This window comes from Polynucleobacter sp. MWH-S4W17, assembly GCF_018687535.1.
Lineage (GTDB): Bacteria > Pseudomonadota > Gammaproteobacteria > Burkholderiales > Burkholderiaceae > Polynucleobacter.
Genome location: NZ_CP061295.1, coordinates 1411512 through 1434187 on the forward strand (window position 1 = coordinate 1411512; position 22676 = coordinate 1434187).

21 protein-coding genes and 1 riboswitch are annotated in these 22676 nt (G+C 45.8%); of the genes, 5 read left to right on the plus strand and 16 right to left on the minus strand.

The genetic code is table 11. The annotated features are described in order from the left end of the window. Nucleotides 1-43 precede the first annotated feature (43 nt). From C2755_RS06970 to C2755_RS06985, 4 genes are read right to left on the minus strand one after another with little or no spacing between them, the layout of a single operon-like run. The gene (locus C2755_RS06970; RefSeq protein ID WP_215320362.1) at nucleotides 44-2311 is read right to left on the minus strand and encodes an arginine/lysine/ornithine decarboxylase; all 2268 of its coding nucleotides are present in this window, start codon (nucleotides 2309-2311) and stop codon (nucleotides 44-46) included. Further along, nucleotides 2308-3222 (minus strand): ion channel, encoded by a 915-nt coding sequence (locus C2755_RS06975; RefSeq protein WP_215320365.1) that lies wholly within the window; start codon nucleotides 3220-3222, stop codon nucleotides 2308-2310. The genes C2755_RS06970 and C2755_RS06975 overlap by 4 nt, the downstream gene beginning before the upstream one ends. Nucleotides 3223-3234: 12 nt before the next feature. Then, on the minus strand, nucleotides 3235-3801 hold the full coding sequence (dcd, locus tag C2755_RS06980; RefSeq protein ID WP_071464932.1) for a dCTP deaminase: 567 nt from the start codon (nucleotides 3799-3801) through the stop codon (nucleotides 3235-3237). Between the two features lie 40 nt (nucleotides 3802-3841). Beyond that, a complete protein-coding gene (locus tag C2755_RS06985; protein WP_215320367.1) occupies nucleotides 3842-4684 on the minus strand; it encodes a formate dehydrogenase accessory sulfurtransferase FdhD in 843 nt (280 codons plus the stop codon). A 162-nt stretch (nucleotides 4685-4846) separates the two neighbouring features. Between C2755_RS06985 and metG the strand changes: the two genes are divergently transcribed. The 4 genes from metG (at nucleotide 4847) to panC (ending at nucleotide 8513) form a co-directional block, all read left to right on the plus strand. Next, the gene (metG, locus tag C2755_RS06990; RefSeq protein ID WP_215320370.1) at nucleotides 4847-6517 is read left to right on the plus strand and encodes a methionine--tRNA ligase; all 1671 of its coding nucleotides are present in this window, start codon (nucleotides 4847-4849) and stop codon (nucleotides 6515-6517) included. A gap of 103 nt (nucleotides 6518-6620) precedes the next feature. Further along, complete coding sequence (locus C2755_RS06995) at nucleotides 6621-6809, plus strand: DUF3460 family protein (protein ID WP_215320373.1); 189 nt, start codon at nucleotides 6621-6623, stop codon at nucleotides 6807-6809. Continuing rightward, complete coding sequence (locus C2755_RS07000) at nucleotides 6802-7665, plus strand: ScpA family protein (RefSeq protein WP_215320375.1); 864 nt, start codon at nucleotides 6802-6804, stop codon at nucleotides 7663-7665. The genes C2755_RS06995 and C2755_RS07000 overlap by 8 nt, the downstream gene beginning before the upstream one ends. Further along, nucleotides 7662-8513, plus strand: coding sequence for a pantoate--beta-alanine ligase (panC, locus tag C2755_RS07005; RefSeq protein ID WP_215320378.1), 852 nt, complete (start codon nucleotides 7662-7664; stop codon nucleotides 8511-8513). The genes C2755_RS07000 and panC overlap by 4 nt, the downstream gene beginning before the upstream one ends. Before the next feature lie 25 nt (nucleotides 8514-8538). On the opposite strand, the gene C2755_RS07010 is transcribed toward panC, so the two are convergent. The 12 genes from C2755_RS07010 to C2755_RS07065 form a co-directional block, all read right to left on the minus strand. After that, nucleotides 8539-9027, minus strand: a complete 489-nt coding sequence (locus tag C2755_RS07010) for a cupin domain-containing protein (protein ID WP_215320381.1) — start codon at nucleotides 9025-9027, stop codon at nucleotides 8539-8541. 6 nt (nucleotides 9028-9033) lie between these two features. Next, a complete protein-coding gene (locus C2755_RS07015) occupies nucleotides 9034-10473 on the minus strand; it encodes an amino acid permease (protein WP_215320383.1) in 1440 nt (479 codons plus the stop codon). A gap of 37 nt (nucleotides 10474-10510) precedes the next feature. After that, nucleotides 10511-11182, minus strand: a complete 672-nt coding sequence (locus tag C2755_RS07020) for an amino acid ABC transporter permease (RefSeq protein ID WP_215320385.1) — start codon at nucleotides 11180-11182, stop codon at nucleotides 10511-10513. Nucleotides 11183-11184: 2 nt separating this feature from the next. Further along, nucleotides 11185-11913 (minus strand): amino acid ABC transporter ATP-binding protein, encoded by a 729-nt coding sequence (locus C2755_RS07025; protein ID WP_215320387.1) that lies wholly within the window; start codon nucleotides 11911-11913, stop codon nucleotides 11185-11187. Next, the gene (locus C2755_RS07030) at nucleotides 11910-12569 is read right to left on the minus strand and encodes an amino acid ABC transporter permease (RefSeq protein ID WP_215320389.1); all 660 of its coding nucleotides are present in this window, start codon (nucleotides 12567-12569) and stop codon (nucleotides 11910-11912) included. The genes C2755_RS07025 and C2755_RS07030 overlap by 4 nt, the downstream gene beginning before the upstream one ends. 20 nt (nucleotides 12570-12589) lie before the next feature. Further along, nucleotides 12590-13342 (minus strand): transporter substrate-binding domain-containing protein, encoded by a 753-nt coding sequence (locus tag C2755_RS07035; protein WP_215320391.1) that lies wholly within the window; start codon nucleotides 13340-13342, stop codon nucleotides 12590-12592. Between the two features lie 209 nt (nucleotides 13343-13551). Next, on the minus strand, nucleotides 13552-14484 hold the full coding sequence (locus tag C2755_RS07040) for a methionyl-tRNA formyltransferase (protein WP_215320393.1): 933 nt from the start codon (nucleotides 14482-14484) through the stop codon (nucleotides 13552-13554). Nucleotide 14485: 1 nt separating this feature from the next. Next, complete coding sequence (gene frc / locus C2755_RS07045; protein WP_215320395.1) at nucleotides 14486-15733, minus strand: formyl-CoA transferase; 1248 nt, start codon at nucleotides 15731-15733, stop codon at nucleotides 14486-14488. 139 nt (nucleotides 15734-15872) lie between these two features. After that, nucleotides 15873-16301, minus strand: coding sequence for a PAS domain S-box protein (locus C2755_RS07050; RefSeq protein WP_215320397.1), 429 nt, complete (start codon nucleotides 16299-16301; stop codon nucleotides 15873-15875). 82 nt (nucleotides 16302-16383) lie between these two features. After that, entirely contained in the window at nucleotides 16384-17634 is a 1251-nt protein-coding gene (gene frc, locus C2755_RS07055; RefSeq protein WP_215320399.1) for a formyl-CoA transferase, read from the minus strand. A gap of 81 nt (nucleotides 17635-17715) precedes the next feature. Continuing rightward, nucleotides 17716-19425, minus strand: coding sequence for an oxalyl-CoA decarboxylase (oxc, locus tag C2755_RS07060; RefSeq protein ID WP_215320401.1), 1710 nt, complete (start codon nucleotides 19423-19425; stop codon nucleotides 17716-17718). 204 nt (nucleotides 19426-19629) lie between these two features. Next, nucleotides 19630-20247: a Crp/Fnr family transcriptional regulator gene (locus C2755_RS07065; protein ID WP_072583791.1), complete on the minus strand. Its 618-nt coding sequence runs from the start codon at nucleotides 20245-20247 to the stop codon at nucleotides 19630-19632. An 82-nt stretch (nucleotides 20248-20329) separates the two neighbouring features. Continuing rightward, a riboswitch (cobalamin riboswitch) is annotated at nucleotides 20330-20545 on the plus strand. 142 nt (nucleotides 20546-20687) lie between these two features. Here C2755_RS07065 and C2755_RS07070 point away from each other — a divergent pair. After that, nucleotides 20688-22655, plus strand: a complete 1968-nt coding sequence (locus tag C2755_RS07070; protein ID WP_215320403.1) for a TonB-dependent receptor domain-containing protein — start codon at nucleotides 20688-20690, stop codon at nucleotides 22653-22655. Nucleotides 22656-22676 lie beyond the last annotated feature (21 nt).

The following is a 22676-nucleotide window of genomic DNA, read 5'->3' on the forward strand; positions in this document are numbered from 1 at the left end:
CGCCCCGCAAGTACGAGGCGTTTTAATACAAAATATGAGTTGATTACAGAGTAATGTCGCGCTCTTGCCTTACGCAATCCACGTAGTACTCGCTCTTACCATCGATGCTAGCTTTAACGAGTCCATGGATATCCGTCTCAAATCCAGGGAACTTCTCATTGAAGTCTCTAGCGAAGTAGAGGTAGTCAATGATGCGTTTGTTAAAGCGCTCCCCCGGAATCAGAAGCGGAATGCCCGGAGGATAAGGAGTAACCAACATGGCAGTTACACGCCCCTCCAATTGATCCAGCGGCACACGATCTACTTCTTTGTGTGCCATCTTTGCCCATGCCTCTGAAGGCATCATGGCAGGAACCATATCTGAGGTATACATCTCAGTAGTCATGCGTGCCACATCACGACCCTTATAGAACTCATGAATTTGCTGGCAAATATCTTTTAAGCCAACGCGCTCGTAGCGTGGGTGTTTGGCGACAAACTCAGGCAATACCTTCCACAAGGGTGCATTTTTATCAAAGTGATCCTTGAATTGCTGTAGCTCGGTTACAAGCGTGTTCCAACGGCCTTTAGTAATGCCGATCGTGAACATGATGAAGAAGGAGTAGAGACCGCACTTCTCTACGATTACGCCATGCTCAGCAAGATACTTAGTCACAATACTTGCAGGAATGCCCATAGAGCCAAAGTTACCTTCGATATCCAAACCAGGCGTAACCACTGTAGCCTTAATAGGATCAAGCATGTTGAAGTCTTTGGCTAATTTGCCAAAGTCATGCCAAGCAGCAGATGGCTCCAAGATCCAATCAGAGCGCTCGCCAATCCCCTCCTCCGCTAAGTGATCCGGGCCCCAGACCTTGAACCACCAGTCAGCGCCAAACTTATCATCCACCTCGCGCATCGCGCGGCGGAAGTCCATTGCTTCAGCAATGGACTCTTCAACTAGCGTCGTGCCGCCAGGAGACTCCATCATGGCCGCAGAAACGTCGCATGAAGCAATGATGGCGTACTGAGGACTGGTAGAGGTATGCATTAAGTAGGCTTCATTGAAGCAATCACGATCCAACTTAGTATCTTCAGCATCCTGTACCAACACCTGTGATGCCTGGGATAAACCAGCCAGTAACTTGTGGGTGGACTGGGTTGCGAACATCAAACTCTTCTTTGTACGCTTACGATCCGAACCAATGGCATGCATGTCTTTATAGAAAGGATGGAAGGCGGCATGCGGCAACCATGCCTCATCGAAATGCAAGGAGTCTACCCTGCCGTCCAGCATCTCTTTAATCATCTCAACGTTATAAACAATGCCGTCATAAGTACTTTGTGTGAGCGTCATAACACGTGGCACGACATTCTTGTCCTTGATGAACGGATTTGCATCAATTTTCTTCTTGATGTTTTTCCACTCAAACTCTTCTTTCGGGATTGGGCCAATAATGCCCAAGTGATTACGAGTAGGCATCAAGAAGATAGGAATCGCGCCCATCATGGTGATGGAATGAATCACAGACTTATGACAATTACGGTCAACTAGGACCACGTCGCCAGGAGCAACCGTAGAGTGCCAAACAATCTTGTTTGATGTCGATGTGCCATTGGTAACGAAGAACAAATGATCGGCATTGAAGATGCGTGCCGCATTGCGCTCGCTCTGCAGCACTGGGCCCGTATGGTCCAGAAGTTGACCCAGCTCTTCCACGGCGTTACAGACGTCAGCGCGCAACATATTCTCACCAAAGAACTGATGGAACATTCGTCCTACCGGGCTCTTTAAGAAAGCAACACCACCAGAGTGACCTGGGCAATGCCAAGAATAAGACCCTTCAGAGGCATAGTTAGTTAACGCACGGAAAAATGGAGGAGCCAGAGAATCCAAATACACCTTGGCTTCACGAATAATATGACGTGCCACGAATTCTGGAGTGTCTTCATTCATATGAATGAAACCGTGCAACTCGCGCAAGATGTCATTGGGCATATGACGTGAGGTACGTGTCTCGCCATACAAGAAGATAGGGATATCTTCATTACGTTTACGCACTTCAGTAATAAAAGCGCGCAAGTTATTTAATGCTGGAAGATCATTATCTTCAGAGTCAGCATCAAACTCCTCATCATCAATAGAGACGATGAATGATGATGCACGAGAAGCTTGCTGAGCAAATGAAGTTAGGTCACCATAGCTAGTTAAACCAATAACTTCCATGCCTTCATTCTCAATCGCCTCAGCGAGGTCACGAATTCCCGAGCCCGAAATATTTTCGGAGCGGAAGTCTTCATCAATAATGATGATTGGAAAACGAAATTTCATAAAAACTCCCCTGCTAATTTATCCGAGACATTCGGAACCCACTTCTCAAAGTTGGCTAAATCTATTATCCGGCCGCCGTCTGGCGAAACCGTGACTATATCGACAAAAGTCGCATTTTGCTGCACATCTCTTGGTAAGTAAACATGGCGGGCATAGACTTGATTGGCTAAGCTCTCGTGATACCCCGTAAAGGTAATCAAAAGGTGCCAATGGCCATTTAATTCCGCTTTACCCAAGAAATCTTTTAGTGGACTTGCCTCATCTATGCTATGCATCGCCGTCCAGGTCAAGGAAAAGACTGGACTCTCGGAGCGATGGAGCTGCAATTCAACGGATCGACGATAGCGCTCACCCTCGGTTGTCATACTTTCTGCAATGAGCCATAAGCGTAACTGCGCCTCCACAATATGGGAACTGCGATCATTGGCTACTCGGAACTTCAATGTCTTGATGCCGTCGTGATTACCAACCACGGCTACTTTAGAGAAACGTATACCTGCAGTAGGCCTGGTAAAGCGCGCAAAGGCCAGACCCGTAGTTAATGCGGAGTACACAATCCCAAAAAATGCTTCAAACGTCACAATCGCATTAGGCCAACTACCAACCGGAGTCATTCGGCCATAGCCGATAGTTGCCATGGTTTGCACACTAAAGAAAAAGACGTCTAACAGAGAGTCTGATCGTGAATTAGTAATCGCGCCATCCCCACATGCGATATATGCAAAAGCAAATAAAAGGTTTGTGCCGAGATATACAAAGACAACTAGTAACATAAAGCTAGTCCAGGTAGTACCTAGCAGCCAATGGTAGAAATTATTCTCTGGTCGCGCCATTTCTGAGCGCGAGAGCGAAGCGCGATATTCTTCTAGATTAATCCGCGATGGACGGCGATTAAATAGAAATTTACGCACTGCCGTAATGGCTTAGGTCTTAGGCAGGGTAACGCCCCGCTGACCTTGATACTTACCACCGCGATCTTTATATGATGTGCCACAGACTTCGTCACTCTCAAAGAAGAGTACTTGTGCACAACCTTCACCCGCATAAATTTTGGCAGGCAATGGTGTGGTGTTTGAAAACTCTAAAGTGACATAGCCTTCCCACTCAGGTTCAAATGGAGTGACGTTCACAATAATGCCGCAGCGAGCATAAGTACTCTTACCAACGCAAACGGTTAATACGCTGCGCGGAATCTTGAAGTACTCAACCGTTCTTGCCAATGCAAAAGAATTTGGTGGAATGATGCAAACATCACCCTTGAAGTCGACGAAGGATTGTTCATCGAAATTCTTCGGATCAACAATGGTGCTATTGATATTCGTAAAGATTTTGAATTCGTCTGCACAACGAATGTCATAGCCATAACTTGAAGTGCCATAACTAACAATTTTGTTGCCGGCGGCGTCTTGGCGAACTTGTCCAGGCTCAAATGGGCTGATCATGCCTTGCTCGCCCATGCGGCGGATCCAGTGGTCTGATTTAATAGTCATGACCGAATTGTAAAACCTTCGCCCTCACCTACCGACGAATTTATAGGGGTTTTTGGCTAAAAACGACCCTCTCCGGGGCGTTATAGATCTCAAAGTGTTTGCCAGAGCAGCGAGAGAGGATGGTGAGATTGGTTTTACGCGCCAGCTCCAGACCCATCAAGGTCACGCCCGAGCGGGTCAGGAGGAAAGGAATACCCATCTGAGCCCCCTTGATCACCATCTCCGAGGTCAGGCGCCCAGTAGTAAAGAAAATCAAATCCTTGCCAGGTTTATTGGCCAACCACATCAAACCAGAAATCGAGTCAACCGCATTATGCCGACCCACATCCTCAATGAAGTGGAGGAGGCGTACACCTTCATTGCCGTCTCGCTCAAAAACTGCACAGGCATGAACCGAGCCGGACTTCTTATAAATCGAGTCGTGAATCCGAATGGAGTCAATCAAGGCAACTATTGCTTCCTGGGATAGCGCCGGACCTTCGGGAAGCTGAATCGCATCCATCTCCTCAATCAAACCACCAAACATGGTTCCCTGACCGCAACCTGTCGTTACTACCCGCTTGCTCGTCAGGGCATCAATATCTACCGTACTCCGCCGGGTTTTAACAGCGGCTGAATCGGTCTCCCAATCAACCTGAATACTTTCAATGTCATCAGAAGACTCCACAAGGCGCTGATTACGCAGGTAACCTAAGACCAATGCTTCTGGGGCACTCCCCAAAGTCATCAGCGTCACCACTTCACGCTTATCCAAATATATGGTTAAAGGGCGCTCCCCAGGAATATGGGTAGTTTTAAGGCGTCCCAGCTCATCCAAGACCTCGACCTCGTGCACCAAGGGCACGGAGGCACAAGACATCTGAATGGTTGGTTTTGCTGCCATAAAATACTCTCTAAGGTCGGGCTGAACTCAATTTTATCGGGGTTTAGGAACACTCCGAGGAGTCTTACTTTAACCGCAGACTAAAATCAGTGCATTAGCCAGCATAATTGAGTGCTGTACCCCAAATAACCCCCCTTACCTTCTTATTTAAGTCTGTATTACATGAGCAGTTCTCAACGCCGCCTTCTTGTTACCTCCGCCCTGCCGTATGCCAATGGTCAGATCCATATCGGTCATTTGGTGGAATACGTTCAGACTGATATTTGGGTGCGCTTTCAAAGAATGCGTGGTCATGAGGTTCACTATGTTGGCGCTGATGACACACATGGCACCCCCATCATGTTGCGCGCTGAAAAAGAGGGCATTACCCCTAAAGAACTGATTGCTAATGTTTGGAAAGAACATAAGCGCGATTTTGATAACTTCCTCATCTCATTTGATAACTACTACACTACAGATAGTCCCGAGAATGAGAAGTTAGCGCAAAGTATTTATCTCAAGCTGCGTGATGCTGGCTTGATTGAAAAGCGTGCGATTGAGCAAGCTTACGATCCTGTTAAAGAAATGTTCTTACCGGATCGTTTCATCAAAGGTGAATGTCCTAAGTGCGGCGCCAAAGATCAATACGGCGATAACTGCGAAAAGTGTGGTGCAACGTACTCACCTACAGACCTGAAGAATCCTTTCTCAGTAGTAAGCGGTGCAACACCTATTAAAAAGATTTCGGATCACTACTTCTTTAAGCTGTCTGATCCGCGTTGCGAAGAGTTTTTACGAGACTGGACACAAGTCAAAACACCATTGCAGCCTGAAGCTCGTAATAAGATGAAAGAATGGGTTGGCCAGCCTGGCGAAAGCAAGCTGGGCGACTGGGATATCTCCCGCGATGCCCCGTATTTCGGGTTTGAGATCCCGGATGCACCAGGTAAGTACTTTTATGTGTGGCTTGATGCCCCGATTGGCTATTACGCTAGCTTCCTCAATTACTGCCAAGCTAAAGGCCTTAATTTTGATGAGTGGGTTAAGCCAGATACTACTACCGAGCAATACCATTTCATCGGCAAAGATATTCTGTATTTCCACACCTTATTCTGGCCTGCTACTTTGAAGTTTGCCGGTTATCGCACGCCAACCAATGTATTTGCTCATGGCTTCTTAACGGTTGATGGCGAGAAGATGAGTAAGTCACGCGGCACTTTAATATCCGCCAATAGCGTGATTAAGTGCGGCTTTAATCCTGAGTGGTTCCGCTACTACTTCGCAACTAAGCTCAATGACAGCATGGAAGATTTAGATTTAAATCTTCAAGACTTTGTTGCACGAGTGAATAGTGACTTACTCGGTAAGTACATCAACATTGCAAGTCGTAGCGCAGGCTTCTTAGTGAAGCGATTTGATGGCGTAGTTTCTGATGAAGCGATGAGTAATCCACTACTCAAAGAGATTGCTGGTGCTAGCGAAAAAATTGCTGAACTCTATGAGGGACGCGAATATGCAAAAGCATTGCGTACCGTGATGGAGTTGGCTGACAAAGTTAACGGCTTTGTAGATGAGAACAAGCCGTGGGAAATCGCTAAAGATCCAGAACGTGAAGCAGATTTACAGCGAGTTTGCAGTATTACCCTGGAGGCATTCCGGATGATGAGTCTGTACCTTAAGCCAGTGATTCCTCATGTAGCAGCTGGAGTTGAAGAATTCTTCTCCTTGCCACCCCTTTCCTGGTCAGACATTAATACCCCGCTTTCCAGTAAGAACCCTATCAAGCCCTATAAGCACCTCATGACCCGGGCTGAAGCCCCTCAAATTGAGGCTTTGCTGGCTGCAAACTTGTAAAAATAGCCCTAAAAAGCACCTATAATGGCAGTTGTAGTCCCTAGATAACTTTTCGGATTAATTTCATAAGTTATTGAATTTATTGAGTATTTTAGGAAATGCCATGGCAAGATATCAATCTGAAATCACCCAGTTCTTAACTGAACTCAAAACAGAGCATCCAAACCTCGAAGCCGAACAGCAAGCTGGTCGCGCCCTGCTTTGGGATAAAGAGCCATTAAGCGTTGAAGACCAGCGCCGCGCAAAAGCTGCAAAACTCAAGCAACGCGCCTACGTGTATTCGAATGACTGAGCCTAGCGCACAGCCGATGTCGGATTTACTAGATAGCACTCCATCAGTTACCGATGGAATGTCGGCTGCTTTCGCCAAGCTCTATGGCGAACCGCTTTTCAAGCTCCCTACCGATCTTTATATTCCACCAGATGCTTTAGAGGTTTTTCTAGAGGCATTTGAAGGTCCATTAGATCTATTGCTGTACTTGATTCGCAAACAGAACTTCAATGTTCTCGATATTCCGATGGCACAGGTTACTCAGCAGTACCTGAGCTATGTTGATCAAATCCGCCATCACAACCTTGAACTGGCTGCCGAGTATCTACTCATGGCCGCCATGTTGATTGAAATTAAGTCCCGCATGCTCCTGCCAATGAAGAAGGCAGATAGCGAAGAAGAAGTAGAAGATCCGCGCGCAGAATTAGTGCGTCGCCTCTTAGAGTACGAGCGTATGAAGTTAGCAGCGCAAGAGCTCGATCAGATTCCACAGCAAGGGCGTGATTTCCAAGTAGCACACGGTTACGTGGATACCACCGTCGCCATTGCGTGGCCAGATGTCAATGTAGAAGACTTGCAAATGGCTTGGCGTGACGTTTTACATCGCGCCAAACTCACTCAGCATCATACGATTACTCGTGAAGAATTATCCGTTCGTGACTTTATGACGCGCATTTTGCGCCGCCTACAAAGCACTAAATTTGTAGAGTTTGGTGAATTGTTTGAAGACGCTATCAAGTCTGGTAAAGGTGTTCCTGTGGTCATCGTCAACTTTATTGCAATGCTTGAACTCTCACGTGAAGCTTTGGTAGAAATTACTCAAGCTGAGCCGTATGCCCCAATTTATGTGCGTCTCGCCTACACACCTGTTGCATGAAAATCATCAGTGACATTCAAGAGTTACGTGACCATCTAAGAGGTCAAAACCGTGCCTCGTTTGTTCCAACGATGGGCAACCTTCACGAAGGCCACCTCTCGCTGATGCGCCTAGCAAGACAACATGGTGACCCTGTAGTAGCCAGTATCTTTGTGAACCGCCTGCAGTTTGGTCCTAACGAAGATTTCGATAGCTACCCCCGTACTATGCAGGCGGATATTGATAAGCTTGAAAAAGAAGGTGTGTACATCTTATTTGCGCCTACCGAGCGCGATCTTTATCCGCAGCCACAAGAATATCGAGTCGATCCACCGCAGCAGTTGGGCGACATCCTTGAGGGCGAGTTCCGTCCAGGCTTCTTCAAGGGGGTTTGTACTGTTGTATTAAAGCTCTTTTCTTGCGTGCAGCCCAAGGTTGCCATATTTGGTAAAAAAGATTATCAACAACTGATGATCATTCGTCAGATGGCTAAGCAGTTTGCCCTACCAGTCGACATTATTCCTGGTGAAACCATTCGTGCAGAAGATGGCCTTGCCCTCTCCTCTCGCAATGGCTACCTCTCAGTTGAAGAGCGCGCAGAGGCTCCAGAACTCATGAAAGCTTTAAAAGAAGTTCGTGAACGCGTGCTGCAACTCAACAATCGCAACAGTCAATCCATCTCTGAGATTGAAAAAGCAGCGGTTGCCTCTTTAGCTAAACGCGGTTGGCAACCGGACTATATCGCCATTCGTCAACAAAGCGACTTAGCACCTGCAAGCAATGAGCAACTGCAAGCTGATGAGCCCCTCGTCATTCTGACAGCAGCTAAGCTGGGTAAAACGCGTTTGATTGATAACCTCGAAATCTAAGTCTTGGGGTCGGTCGAGATATTGATCAAGCCCTTGTAAGGATCTCAATAGCTTTGATGTTATGTGCAGAGTGACCAAACCCTCTTAACAAGCTGTCACGCTGACCAATTTCAAAATCTGCAAATTCAAATCCGGGTGCTACAGCACAGCTAACTAAGCAAAACGAGTCTTGATGTATAGGTTTGGCAGCAAACCAAGTATTGGCCGGAATAGTGGCCTGCAAGCATTTCGAATCTAGCCCCAGTTGAATGGTTTGAAGTTCTTTGTTTTCATCAAAAAAGTGGATGATGACATCACAGCCGCTATGAAAGTACCAAGTCTCATCCGATTTAATGCGATGCCATGATGAAAAGTCTTCACCCGCCAGAAGATAATAAATACTGGTATAGGCGCTCTTATGTCCCGCGCCATCAGCACTAACAAGGGTTGGCGATCGATACATTTCTCGATAAAAGCCACCCTCAGGGTGCCGCAGAAGCTTGAGAGTCTCAACTAAGGCATTCACTGTTTGCATATGTCTCTATCGAGCTCTATATATTTTTGCAGCAGCATTTTGCTCGATGACTTTTTTCTTAAAGGCTGCTATCAACGCTTTCTGATTCAGGCTTCTACGAGTCTTAAACCAGTAGAAGAAACCAAGCAGCACAAACCATAATGGCAAGAAGTACAGCGCAATGCGTGTGTTCTCATTCAGGCCTAGAGCGTAGATGACAATAGCAAAAAATACAAATGCGACATAAATCATCGTTTTACCCAGAGGAGTCTTAAACTTCGACTCATCATGAACTTGGGGTAAACGCTTGCGATACGCAAGATAGGCAAACAAAATCATCGACCAAATATAAATAAAGAGAATAGCTGTTACGCTACCAACCAATTCAAATGCGCTCATCATGGACTGTGTGGTTGTCAGTATGAGGGATGCCGATAGCACAAGCCCCGTTCCAAAAAAGATGCCTCCAGTAGGAATCTTATGGGAAGATAACTTTCCAAAGATGGATGGCGCATGATGATTCTTTGCCAGGCCATATACCATGCGCGATGTGGCGTAGATGCCGCTATTGCTCGATGAAGTAGCCGAACTAATCACCACTCCGTTGATCAAGGATGCGGCACTTACCATTCCCACCAGCGAAAACATACCCACAAAAGGACTTTCGTCAGGAGAGATATCCACCCAAGGAGTCACCATCATTAAAACCATGACAGTGCCAATATAGAAAATCATGATGCGGAAGGGAATTTTATGAATCGCATCCGGCAGCATTCGCTCTGGATCCTTTGTTTCTGCCATCATGGTGCCAATGATTTCCATGCCAGCAAATGCGAAGATGGCGGTCTGTAAGCCACCAAGTAAGCCCGATACCCCATTAGGAAAAAGTCCTCCGTAGGACCATAGGTTACTGATATGAGCGGTAACCCCACTCGGAGAAACAAAACCGATAATGCATAAGTAAATCCCTAGAGCAATCAGACTAATAATGGCAATGACTTTGATGATAGCCAACCAAAACTCTAGCTCCCCAAATGCTTTAACACTAAGAATATTTAAGGCGAGCAATAAAAGCACAATAGAAAGAGCGGATATCCAAGGGGGTAAGTTAGGCCACCAGAAAGCAATATAGCCAGTAATCGCAATAATCTCAGCAATCGCAGCAACGATCCAAGCAAACCAATACGTCCAGCCCATAAAAAATCCTGCTGACGGCCCCAGTAAGTCTTCAGAAAAATCAACAAAGGATTTGTAATTGAGGTTCGATAGGAGCAACTCTCCCATAGCTCGCATCACAAAATATAAGATGCAGCCAATGATGGCATAAATCAAAATGATGCTGGGGCCAGCAATCGATATGGTCTTTCCAGAGCCCATAAATAAGCCGGTGCCAATACAGCCACCGATAGCGATCATTTCGATTTGTCGCTGACCTAAACCGCGCTCTAATTTATGATGACTTTCCATACAAATCCAATTTCTGGTGAAACAAATTTAGCTGAATTCAGTTAATCGGTATTAGCACCCGTCGCTCAATCATTCTGGCAACCAAGACAACAATGGAAACTAAGAGTAAATATACTAAAGCGGTGAGTAAGTAGGCTTTGAAAAACTGAAAATTAGTGGAGGCTAACTCCTGCATTCGAGCAAAAAACTCGGTGTACTGAATCAAAAACGTAATCGAGCTATCTTTGAGGTTGCCTATCACTTGGTTGGTTAATGCCGGCACTGAAGTACGCAACACTTGCGGCAGAGTAATCAAGCGAAATACCTGTGACGGCCTAAAGCCTTGTGCCCTAGCGGCCTCTAACTGAGTCTTATCCAGGCCATTAAACGCCGTCTTTAGATATGCAGCATTGTAAGCAGCCACATTTAAGGTAAATCCGATCACTGCAACTGTGAAAGGATTCAATCGAACCCCCCACTGTGGAAGTCCGTAATACATTAAGAATAAAAGCACGATCAAAGGCATGCCGATAAAAAAGGAAATGTAGCTATTAATGGCATTGCGGATAAGGACATTTTTACTGAGCGTCAGATAGAAGACAAAAACACCTAATAAAAATCCCGTAACACTAATAACAACTGCTAATTGGAGGGTATTAGAAAGTCCAGCCAATATGAGCGGCATCTGCTCAAGAAGGTCACGCTCAAAACCGCTCCAAGATCCTGCCATGACTACTCTCTCTTACCAAAAAAAGCTCGTAGCTCTGGGTCGGAATGATTATTCGCAAGAACATCAATACGCTCATCTGCACGAATAACACCCCTATCCAAAAATAGCACCCGATCTGAAATGGCGCTTGCCAAACCCAAGTCATGAGTTACACAAATCATGGTGATTCCATTGCGATGCAGGCGATTTATGAGATCTCCAACATCGCGAGACATGATGGGATCGAGTGCTGAGGTTGGCTCATCCAACAGCAATACGGCTGGGTCCATCGCTAAAGCTCGTGCAATAGCAACGCGCTGCTTCTGTCCACCGGATAATTGAGATGGGTACTTACTTTGATGGGACGTCATCTCAAATCGAGACAACTCATGTAAAGCCTTCTCATTGGCTTCTTTAAGCCCCATACCCTCTAATTTACGCAATGCTAATGTGACATTTTCTAAGGCAGTGAGATGGCTATACAAAGCAAATTGCTGAAACACAAAGCCAATTTGCTTGCGTAATTGCCGCACATCTCCATTGGGGCCCAAGATCTCATTACCCTTGAACTGAATTGATCCGGAGGTAGGCTCTACTAAGCGATTTAAGCACCTCAAGAGGGTTGATTTTCCGCTTCCAGAAGAGCCCATCAGGACCTTCACCTCACCTTGCTGCAAGTCTAGGTTAATCCCAGAGAGAACTAAATGACCCTCAAATTCCTTAGTGAGGTCTCGAATGGAAATCACCGTCATACAGCAACTTCTTTCATGCCTGGAATCTCATAATGTTTTTGAATCAACTGAACGCCGAATAATAAGATCCGATAAATCACAAAATAAAGAACTCCAACCATCAGATAAACATCAATTCCCTTTAGGGTGTTAGCTGTTAATGTCATGGCTTCCTTAGTGATTTCTGGAATACCTACGGTATAAGCAAAAGGAGAATATTTCAGCACGGAAGTAAATTCATTGACCATGCCGGGAATGGAGAAACGGAGCATCTGTGGAATTTCAATATATCGAAGCACCTGGATACGACTCATGCCCATTGCCCGTGCAGCAACTATTTCAGCTGGATCGACAGAATTAAATGCCCCACGAAAGACTTCCGTTAAGTAGGCGCCGCCTACCAAACCCAGACTAAGCGCCATCGCCATTAAGGGTGGCGGCTTAATACCTATCCCAGGAAGACCAAAGTACACCATGAATAGGAGAACGAGTACTGGAACACCACGAAAGATGTAGGTATAGATATCAATTAGAAAAGAAACGCTTCTGATAGAGAGTCTATGTAGGCTAGAAAGGAGTAGACCGACAACAAGGCCGGTCATACTACAAACCAATGTCACGATAACGGTGTAGACAACACCCTTACAGAGTTCTAGCAGAATACCTAAAAGACTCATGACGAACTTTTACTAGAGGATTACTTCATCCACTTATCTAAGATCGCTTGAATTTTTTCTGGCCCTAACTCCGTTAAGTACTTATCAAAGTCATCACGTAACTTGGAGCCCTTGGCAAAAGCAAATCCCAACTTATCGTAACCCTTGAATACATAGGCACTTTCCAATGGAAGCTTTAGCTTGTTTTCGTAATTTAAGAACACGGGCTCTTCAATAAATGCTAAATCAATATTGCCATTCTGCAGATCAGTTACCACCTCAGCATATGAGGGATAAAGCTTTACCTTACTCAAAGAGTAGTAACCCTTAGGTTCCAGCTCATTTCTGATTAAGTCATCATAGGCCATACCACGCGGGTAGCCAATCGAATATTTCTTGAGTTGATTTAAGTCCGTAATCTTAATGTTCTTACTTTTAAGACTTACGAGATGCCAAGAGTTATCGTAATAAGGCTGAGAAAAATCCATCGCCTCTTTGCGCTTATCCGTGATTGAGATGCCAGAAAAGGCAACATCGGCTTGACCGCTTGAAACAGCACCAAGCATTCCCTGCCAATCATAAGGAGTTACTTTTAAAGTGCAGCCACGGGATTTGCAATAGCCCTGGAAAATATCCATATCGACGCCAACAATCTGACCATTTTGATCAAATAGCATTGGTGGTGACGCAGGCGATACGGCTACCTTAATTTCACTTGAATTCGTCCCCTTAGAGCAGGCAACCATTCCTAGGCTTAGGGCACAAATCAGTAATAGCAAAAATCGGCGTTTCATAGACAAAATCCTTGTAGTAAAAATCGGGTCAATTAAGCTTAAAAACATTCCGTAAATCTGACCAATAATGCACCAAGATCAGAAGCGGCACAATGAAAAGTATTTCATCAAAAGGTATTGGCAGAAAGGCTGTTTGCAAATGATGATTCTTTGACAGGAATTGCAGAACATCACAATTCATGCCGTCATTGGGTTGTTTGCCAACCGATTTAAAGAATAAAGAACCGCCCTACTTCTAGATTCAGCTCTTTAGCCAATTCAGCACCAGTGACTTTGCCCGCAGCACCTTTAGCCTTCAGGACTTCAATCTGTCCACCGTGGCAGGTTACGAAGAAAGAATCTAGCGTGATTTGGGTTACTTCACCAGGCTTACCTTTAACGGCACCAAATGTAGCAGCTACGTGTTTGTGGCAATCGAAGATCTGCACTTTTTGCTCGCCAAACTTTGTCCAAGCACCTGGCGCTGGATTACATGCGCGAATCAGGTTATAGATTTGACTAATATGAGTCGCCCAATGAATCTGTGCAGCATTCACATCAAACCAGCCTTCATAGTTGGCCTGTGATTCATCTTGAACAACTTCTTGATGCTTACCTGCAACTACAAGATCAGCAGCCTCTAGGAGGGCTTGTACACCGATCGGGAATAAATGATCAAAGTAGATCTTGCCTAAGGTGTCATTGGGTCCAATGGCTACTTCTTTTTGCAAAATGACTTCACCTTCATCCAAGCCATCGGTTGGGCGGAAGATAGTTAAACCTGTTTTCTCTTCACCTAATGCGATTGCCCAATTGATAGCGCTTGGACCGCGATATTTAGGTAGCAAGGATGGGTGATATTGGATGGTGCCATGCTTTGGAATCTTACAAAGCTCTTGCGGCACAAACTGAAGCACATAAGCCATTACACAGATATCGGCATTGGCGTCAATCATGGCTTGGGCAGCCTCTGGACCCTTCAGTGAAGCAAACTGCAAGGGGGTTAAGCCCCTTGCTAACGCAGCTTCTTTTAAGACTTCGGGTTTGCTTGATTTGGGATTATCGGGTGGGCAGAAAACAGCAACCACTTCGTCGCCGCGATCTAAAAAGGCTTCTAACACCGCCTTACCAAAATCCGCACTCCCAATCAAAGCAACACGCATCTTAGATCACCTTCTCGTGACGTAATGCGATCAATTCATCGGTTGAGTAACCGAGCTCACTGAGAATCTCATCAGTATGCTCTCCAAGTAAGGGTGAACGCTCTACGTCAGTTGGACTATCGGACAACTTAATTGGGTTGCCAACAGTAAGGTACTTGCCACGAATTGGATGATCCACCTCAACCACTGTCCCAGTCGCGCGTAATGCAGGCTCTTCAGCAATTTCTTTCATGGACAGAATTGGACCGCATGGGATGTCATATTTATTAAGAACATCCATGACTTCAAACTTCGTCATCGTCATAGTCCACTTTTCGATCTCACCGAAGATTTCCATCAAGTGCGGCAAGCGTGCCATTGGCGATGCAAAACGCACATCGGTAATCCAATCTTCACGACCGATTACTTTACAAACAGCTTCCCAAACTGGGGCTTGTACGATCACATACATATAGGCATTTGGATCTGTTTCCCAGCCCTTACACTTAACGATCCAACCAGGCTGACCGCCACCAGAAGCATTGCCGGCGCGGGGTACGGCGTCACCAAACTCACCATTCGGGAACTGTGGATATTCTTGCATCAGACCAACGCGCTCTAAACGTTGTTGATCACGCAACTTCACGCGGCACAAATTCAATACGGCATCTTGCATCGCCGCTAATACTTTCTGACCACGCCCAGAGTGAGTGCGTTGGTATAGAGCTGTAACAATACCGAGCGCTAAATGCAAGCCTGTTCCGCTATCACCAATTTGTGCACCGGTTACCATTGGAGGACCGTCATCAAAACCAGTGGTTGATGCAGAACCACCAGCGCACTGCGCTACGTTCTCATACACCTTGCAATCTTCGTATGGACCAGGGCCAAAGCCTTTTACGGAAGCCATGATCATCATCGGATTGAGTTCCTGAATGCGCTCCCAAGAAAATCCCATGCGATCAAGCGCGCCTGGTGCAAAGTTCTCAACTAATACGTCGCACTCTTTAATGAGACGCTCTAGGATTTCTTTACCCTTTTGGGTTTTGGTATTCACGGTAATGGAGCGCTTGTTATGGTTCAGCATCGTGAAATACAAACTATCTGCATCAGGAATGTCACGCAATTGACCGCGTGTTGCATCGCCTTCACCGGATTTTTCTACTTTGATGACGTCTGCACCAAACCAAGCCAGCAACTGAGTGCAGGTTGGGCCTGATTGAACGTGCGTAAAGTCGAGGATTTTGACCCCTTCTAGTGCTTTTGCCATGATTTAAGTCCTAATAAGAATGAAATATTGAATTAAAGCAATTTTACCAGTGGGAAATGGGAGAAATTGAGGCGTGCCCGTTTTTTGGGCATGGATTCCGTCTAAACCTGCATTTACTCTTGTTAGGGTCTATGTACGGCTAAGTCTGGGGATTTTCAAGATCAGAAAGGCGCTTTTTAAGGGCCCTTTCTTCGGCAAAACGCTCTGACTCATCCCGAATGACGGCAACCACTCCGTTAGCCTTCCCCGAGGCGTCAAAGAGCATGCCTACAGTAAAAGCGATCGAAAGGGTTCTACCATCCTTATGTTTGGCTGGAACTTTTAATAGCGAAGCGCCATAGCGGGTTGTACCAGTCTTCATAGAATGGCTATATCCCTCATTGTGTTTTTGACGTTGGCGTTCAGGAACGATGAGATCTAAAGTATTCCCAAGAGCCTCTTGCTCTGAATAGCCGAAAATGCGAGTAGCTGCTGGATTCCACAGTACGATCTTTTCATGGGCATCGGCAACCACAATCGCATCCCCTATGCATTCTACTAACGGGTGCAAATCAATATTGGTGTTCATGTGATCAGTCTATAGAGTTTTTGAGAAATAAAAAAGGCGCTCACTAGGAGCGCCTTTAAATTAATACCAGTGTTACTTGTTATTAAACTGCTTTGGCTGTGTGTAACTTAGCGATGTCATCAGCGCTATAGCCAAGATCAGCCAATACTTCGTCAGTGTGCTCACCCAATACTGGTGATGGACCAACTTCGATTTCCAAATCAGAGAACTTGATTGGGCTACCAATAGTCAAGTACTTACCACGTACTTTGTGGTCCACTTCAACGATAGAACCGCTCTTACGCAAGTCAGGTGAGTTAGCCAATTCTTTCATAGAGAGAACTGGAGCACATGGAATATCGAACTTGCGGAGAATGTCCACAGCTTCGTACTTAGTCTTGTCTTTGAGCCACTCTTCGATGGTTGCGAAGATGTCAAAAATCTTGTCTTGACGGGCTTCAGCTGTCATGTACGCTGGATCAGTTGCCCACTCTGGCTTACCAATCGCACGAGTAATCGGCTCCCAAGCGTGACCTTGAATTGTGAAGTAAATGTATGCGTTTGGATCTGTTTCCCAACCCTTACATTTCAACACCCAGCCTGGCTGACCGCCACCACCAGCGTTACCGCCACGTGGAACTACGTCAGTAAATGAACCGTGTGGGTACTGTGGGTACTCTTCCAAGTAACCAATCTTGTCCAAACGTTGTTGATCGCGCAACTTCACGCGGCACAAGTTCAATACAGCGTCTTGCATTGAGCAAGATACTTTTTGACCTTTGCCAGTTTTTTGACGCTGCATCAATGCAGTCAAAATACCAATCGCCAAGTGCATACCAGTATTAGAGTCGCCCAAAGCAGCAGCAGAAACAGTAGGAGGACCATCCCAGAAACCAGTTGTAGAAGCAGCGCCACCAGCACACTGAGCTACGTTCTCATACACTTTTAAGTCTTCGTATGAGTGGCCATCGCTAAAACCTTTAACAGAAGCCATGATCATTTTTGGGTTCAATTCTTGGATACGCTTCCAAGAGAATCCCATACGATCCAAAGCGCCCGGACCAAAGTTCTCAACCATGACGTCAGAAGTTTTGATCATCTTCTCTAAAACTTCTTTACCTTCTTGAGTCTTAGTATCCAAAGTCAAAGAGCGCTTGTTACCGTTCAACATTGTGAAGTACAAAGCATCTGCACCTGGAATATCGCGCAATTGGCTACGAGTTACGTCGCCAGAACCTGGACGCTCAACCTTGATTACGTCAGCGCCGTACCAAGCCAACAACTGAGTACATGCAGGGCCTGCTTGTACGTGTGTGAAGTCAATAATGCGAATACCGTCTAATGGTTTAGTCATGTGTGTTTCTCCTTAAGTCTTTCTTGTTTACTTCAAATTTAGCTCAAAAATATTAACTTTTTATTACCGTTTTTTAATATCTTATTTCTTAGCAGCTGCGGTGGATGGGTTTAAGTTCGTTAAACGTCCACTCTCAGTACCTGCAGTTTCATCAATAACAGCATTGATGAGGGCTGGTTTACCGGCAGCAATCGCTTCTGTTAACGCTGCTTCTAATTCTGCTGGGGTAGTTACGTAGTAACCAACACCACCAAACGCTTCAATCATTTTGTCGTAACGAGCATCTTTCACGAACACAGTTGGTGCAACATCAGCACCACCAGTTGGGTTAACGTCAGTACCGCGGTATACGCCGTTGTTGTTGAATACAACAGTCGTGATTGGCAGGTTATAACGGCAAACTGTTTCCAATTCCATGCCGCTAAAGCCAAATGCGCTGTCGCCTTCAACTGCAACTGTTGGCAAGCCGCTAGTAACGGCCGCGCCAATTGCATAACCCATACCGATACCCATAATGCCCCAAGTACCAGAGTCAAAACGCTTACGCGGCTTGTACATATCAACGATTGCACGGCAATAGTCGAGCGTATTTGCCCCTTCGTTTACCAAGTTCACATCTGGGTTCTTCTTAATCACATCACGAATCACACGTAACGCGCCATGGAAGTTCATTGGGCTTGCTTCTTTAGCCAATGTCTCTGCCATTTTGGCTAAGTTCTTATCCTTCTTCTCAGTGATCGCAGCAATCCACTCAGCGCTTGGCTTAGGAACTACAGAGATACCCTTTAAGAGTTCACCAACACATGAACCGATATCGCCAATCAATGGGGCAGCGATTTGTACGTTGCTATCCACTTCGTTTGCTTGAATATCAATTTGAATAAATTTCTTAGGCTCTTTGCCCCAAGTTTTACCTTTACCGTGTGCCAGCAACCAGTTCAAACGCGCACCAACCAACAACACTGCGTCAGCTTCAGCCAAAACAAATGAACGCGCTGCAGAAGCAGATTGTGGGTGATTGTCTGGCAACAAACCTTTAGCCATAGACATCGGCAAGTAAGGGATACCTGATTTTTCAACTAAGTCACGAATCTCTTTATCGGCTTGAGCATAAGCAGCGCCCTTACCCAAGAGAATCAATGGACGCTTAGCGCCCTTCAACACATCTAATGCACGAGCAACTGCATCAGCTGCTGGGATTTGACGTGGAACTGGATCAATTACTTTGAAAATGGATTTCTTTGCTTCATCAGCAGGCATAGTTTGTGCAAGCAACTGAGCTGGCAAGTCTAAATAAACGCCACCTGGACGACCAGAAACAGCAGCACGGATTGCGCGAGCAAAACCAATGCCGATATCTTCAATGTGATTAATACGATATGCAGCTTTGCAATATGGCTTCGCTGCGTTGAGCTGATCCATCTCTTCGTAGTCGCCCTGTTGCAAGTCAACGATTTCACGTTCGCTTGAACCAGAGATCAAAATCATTGGGAAGCAGTTCACAGTTGCATTAGCAAGTGCTGTCAAACCGTTCAAGAAACCAGGAGCAGAAACAGTCATACAGATACCCGGCTTTTGCGTCATATAACCAGCAATAGCAGCAGCATTACCTGCGTGTTGTTCATGACGGAAGCCGATAAAACGCAAACCTTCTGCTTGCGCTAAACGGCATAAGTCAGTAATTGGAATACCAACGAGGCCGAAAATAGTATCGAGGTCGTTTGCTTTCAGGGCGTCAATGACGAGGTGAAAGCCATCGGTTAATTGTGTGTTTTGATTATCAGTTGTCATAGAAATTTATATAGAAATTGCGGGTTTGCTCTTCCAGAGCCAATGCAATTTAGCTTTCGCTAACGTCTCCAATGTAGTTATAAATCGCATAACGGGTTTTGTGTCCCGCTTAGGCTGAGATGAATATTAGGCTTGGGGAAGAGGTTCATCATTGACTTCGGTCAATTTCCCCCTAAATCCTGTAATTACGGGCGGTTTTGCCCCTTAAACAAAGAGCTCTTTATGCTTCGTTTTAAGGCGACTTAGGGTCTCAGGAGAGAGATTGAGGTAAGCCGCTAACTCCTTCTTTGGAAGAAGCTCGAATAAATCCTCATATTTACGCAAGAAACGCTCTACCCGGCCTGGAGCATCGAGCATATGCAAGGTAATGGTGTGAGCCATGATTTCACTCATCAGGCGCATCACCTCAAACTCAAAGCTCTCTTTGAGAGGTTTGTGCTCCTCCAGGAATTCAGCCCACTTCTTCATGGGCATCCGAGCTACACGCGCCTTAGTGACACACGCAATACTGTATGGGGCAGCGGTTTTTAAGCGCCATGCGGCATAGCTGGTTTCAATATCTTTTTCGATAGCAAAACGCAAAATCATCTCTTTGGCATCCGCGCTCGAAACAATCCGTTTCAGAATGCCATCCAAAACGAAGTACTGCTCCATCTGGTGATCACCTTGATGCAGCAAGATTTCTGATTTTTTGAGGTCTGCAATTTCTAAATGGCGCTCTAAATCAGCCATTGCCGAGGGATCCAAGCTTTTTAAGACCGAGTTTTGACTCAACTGCAGACGAATCAGGTTTTTTTCGGGATGCTTATCTAATACGGTCATGAATCCTTGCTCCAAGACCCTCTATTGTAGGCTTCTTTACCTCTCAAAGCCTTGGATCCCCTCTTGGCGCACTTCAAATCCGCTAGAATGATGAGGTCATGGTGCTTTATTGCAGTGCAATAAAGTTAAACGGGAAACACTAAACGTGTGCTGCCCCCGCAACGGTAGGTAAATGCGTCTTTTCTAGCGGTCAAAGACGTCAGGAGTCTGACAAAGCCACTGTGCGCGTCAATCGCATGGGAAGGCCAGATTCTGATATTTACTAGCCCGGATACCGGCCAAGACAGGTGGAATTTTGCGGACGGGGACCTTCGCGCGCCAATAAAGCGCTTAGTTTCTTCATACTGCGCCCAATTGACGCCTGAACTCTTGCAAGTGAAATTCTGTTCGACCCAGCTTACGGGGAAGTGAGCTAGGCAATCGATGACAGAAAGTGGATCATGAAGCAGCAGTTCAACAACAAAAAAGCCGCACTCCTTTTGGGTGCCCTCATCAGTATTAATGCCTTCGCACAAAACAACGCACCAATAGTTTTAGCAAGTGTAACTAGCCCACTTAACCCCATCATCGTCACTGCAACGCGCACGCCAACCAAAGCGAGCGATGTATTGGCTGATAACGTTTACATTGGCCCTGAAGAAATCGAGCAAGCCGGACAGACGAGCTTGGTTGAATTACTGCAACGACAAAAGGGTGTGACCATTTCTAGTTATGGAACAGGCGGATCCAATGCCAGTGTTTTCTTAAGAGGCACTACTAATAATCAGACTCTGGTATTGATCGATGGCGTTCGTATTGATGATGCAATTAATGGCGGCACCAACTGGTCAGTCATCCCACTGACGATCATCGATCATATTGAAATCGTATTTGGCCCTCAGAGTAGTCTTTATGGCTCTGATGCCATCGGTGGAGTTGTGCAAATCTTTACCAAAAAAGGTGATGGGCCCGCTAAGGTAGGCGCTTCTTTTGGATATGGCAGTTACGGCACGAGTATTAGTGAAGCCAGTATTAATGGATCTACTCAAGACGATCAAAAAATTCGCTACTCGCTTGCCGCAAGCCAAACCCTCTCTATGGGCTTTAATACCATCGCACCTAACAATAAGGATGGGCTTACCGCATCAGGCAGAACGGGCTACGCTCAAGACAGCATTACTGGCAGACTATCCCAGGAGTGGAGTAAGGGACAAGAGTTTGGATTGCAGTTTTTAAATAGTCGCCTGAATAACCAACTGCCCGGGTTTGATCCGCAAGAGTTTTTATATCAACAAACTCAAAATCAAGTTTCTCAATTGGGAACCTATTCCCTCTACTCTAAAAATCAAGTGATGGAAAACTGGCGCAGCCTCCTGCAAGCATCCGCACAAACAGGAACCGCACTAAACCATGCTCCTGGCACACCAGATAATCCAGCATACGACAGCACCCTGAATCAAAGACAAAATATCTACACCTGGCAAAATGATTTCGCTATTGGCGCTGATGTTTTGCAAGTATTAGCGGAAAGAAAAACCCAAAAAGTTTCCAGCAATCAATTGGACTACAACAACGGTGACTTCAACAACTTGACAGCGCCCTACCCTTTTTTGGGCTTTAGTCAAACCCGTAACACCAATTCAGGTGCTATTGCTTATCAACTGAAAAGAGAAGCGCACTTAGCTAACTTCTCACTCCGCAATGACAGCATCACAGGTTACGGACCACAAACTACAGGCGCAGCAGCGTACGGCTACTTCTTCACCAAAGAATGGCGTGCGAACATTAACTATGGAACTGGCTTTAGAGCGCCAACATTTAATGACCTCTACTACCCAGGATACGGAAATACAGCCATCCTTCCTGAGAAAAGTAAAAATACTGAAGCAGGACTTCATTACGAAAAACCAGGTCTTGATGGGCATGTCGTGGTCTTTAGTAACTCCATCTCAAACTTGATTCAAGTTAGCAATTCTGACACGTGCCCGGTGGGAACGGGCATCTTTGGCTGTGCATCCAACGTGGCAAGCGCCAAAATTACTGGTAGCACTTTGAGTGGTACCGTACAAATGTCCTCACTCAGCTTAAAAGGCTCCTTCACACAGCAAAACCCAGTAAACGAGAGCACTAATAGCACTCTGATAAAACAAGCTAAGCAATACGGCAATGTGGCAGGTGAATATCTTTATCTCAAATTAACTGCCGGGATCGGGGCCACCTTTTCCGGAAGAAGGGATGACTTTCAGGGTGCGAACACCGGCATGGGCGGCTACACCATCTTTAACCTCTATGCCAACTATGATTTAGAGAAAGACTTTAGCGTCTTTGCCCGCTGGAATAATGCCTTAAATAAGACTTACCAACTTAGTTATGGCTATAACACCCCGGGCTCAAACGTATTTGTAGGACTACGTTACGCCATGAAATAAGCTCTTTTTTCAGACTACAAT

Coding starts and splice junctions, on each gene's coding strand:
- panC (WP_215320378.1), top strand. CDS start 7,662: ATGAAAATCATCAGTGACATTCAAGAGTTACGTGACCATCTAAGAGGT.
- oxc (WP_215320401.1), bottom strand. CDS start 19,425: ATGACAACTGATAATCAAAACACACAATTAACCGATGGCTTTCACCTC.
- C2755_RS06995 (WP_215320373.1), top strand. CDS start 6,621: ATGGCAAGATATCAATCTGAAATCACCCAGTTCTTAACTGAACTCAAA.
- C2755_RS07015 (WP_215320383.1), bottom strand. CDS start 10,473: ATGGAAAGTCATCATAAATTAGAGCGCGGTTTAGGTCAGCGACAAATC.
- C2755_RS06985 (WP_215320367.1), bottom strand. CDS start 4,684: ATGGCAGCAAAACCAACCATTCAGATGTCTTGTGCCTCCGTGCCCTTG.
- C2755_RS07040 (WP_215320393.1), bottom strand. CDS start 14,484: ATGCGTGTTGCTTTGATTGGGAGTGCGGATTTTGGTAAGGCGGTGTTA.
- C2755_RS07065 (WP_072583791.1), bottom strand. CDS start 20,247: ATGACCGTATTAGATAAGCATCCCGAAAAAAACCTGATTCGTCTGCAG.
- C2755_RS07020 (WP_215320385.1), bottom strand. CDS start 11,182: ATGGCAGGATCTTGGAGCGGTTTTGAGCGTGACCTTCTTGAGCAGATG.
- frc (WP_215320395.1), bottom strand. CDS start 15,733: ATGGCAAAAGCACTAGAAGGGGTCAAAATCCTCGACTTTACGCACGTT.
- C2755_RS07025 (WP_215320387.1), bottom strand. CDS start 11,913: ATGACGGTGATTTCCATTCGAGACCTCACTAAGGAATTTGAGGGTCAT.
- C2755_RS07070 (WP_215320403.1), top strand. CDS start 20,688: ATGAAGCAGCAGTTCAACAACAAAAAAGCCGCACTCCTTTTGGGTGCC.
- dcd (WP_071464932.1), bottom strand. CDS start 3,801: ATGACTATTAAATCAGACCACTGGATCCGCCGCATGGGCGAGCAAGGC.
- frc (WP_215320399.1), bottom strand. CDS start 17,634: ATGACTAAACCATTAGACGGTATTCGCATTATTGACTTCACACACGTA.
- C2755_RS07035 (WP_215320391.1), bottom strand. CDS start 13,342: ATGAAACGCCGATTTTTGCTATTACTGATTTGTGCCCTAAGCCTAGGA.
- C2755_RS07010 (WP_215320381.1), bottom strand. CDS start 9,027: ATGCAAACAGTGAATGCCTTAGTTGAGACTCTCAAGCTTCTGCGGCAC.
- C2755_RS07000 (WP_215320375.1), top strand. CDS start 6,802: ATGACTGAGCCTAGCGCACAGCCGATGTCGGATTTACTAGATAGCACT.
- C2755_RS07050 (WP_215320397.1), bottom strand. CDS start 16,301: ATGAACACCAATATTGATTTGCACCCGTTAGTAGAATGCATAGGGGAT.
- metG (WP_215320370.1), top strand. CDS start 4,847: ATGAGCAGTTCTCAACGCCGCCTTCTTGTTACCTCCGCCCTGCCGTAT.
- C2755_RS07030 (WP_215320389.1), bottom strand. CDS start 12,569: ATGAGTCTTTTAGGTATTCTGCTAGAACTCTGTAAGGGTGTTGTCTAC.
- C2755_RS06970 (WP_215320362.1), bottom strand. CDS start 2,311: ATGAAATTTCGTTTTCCAATCATCATTATTGATGAAGACTTCCGCTCC.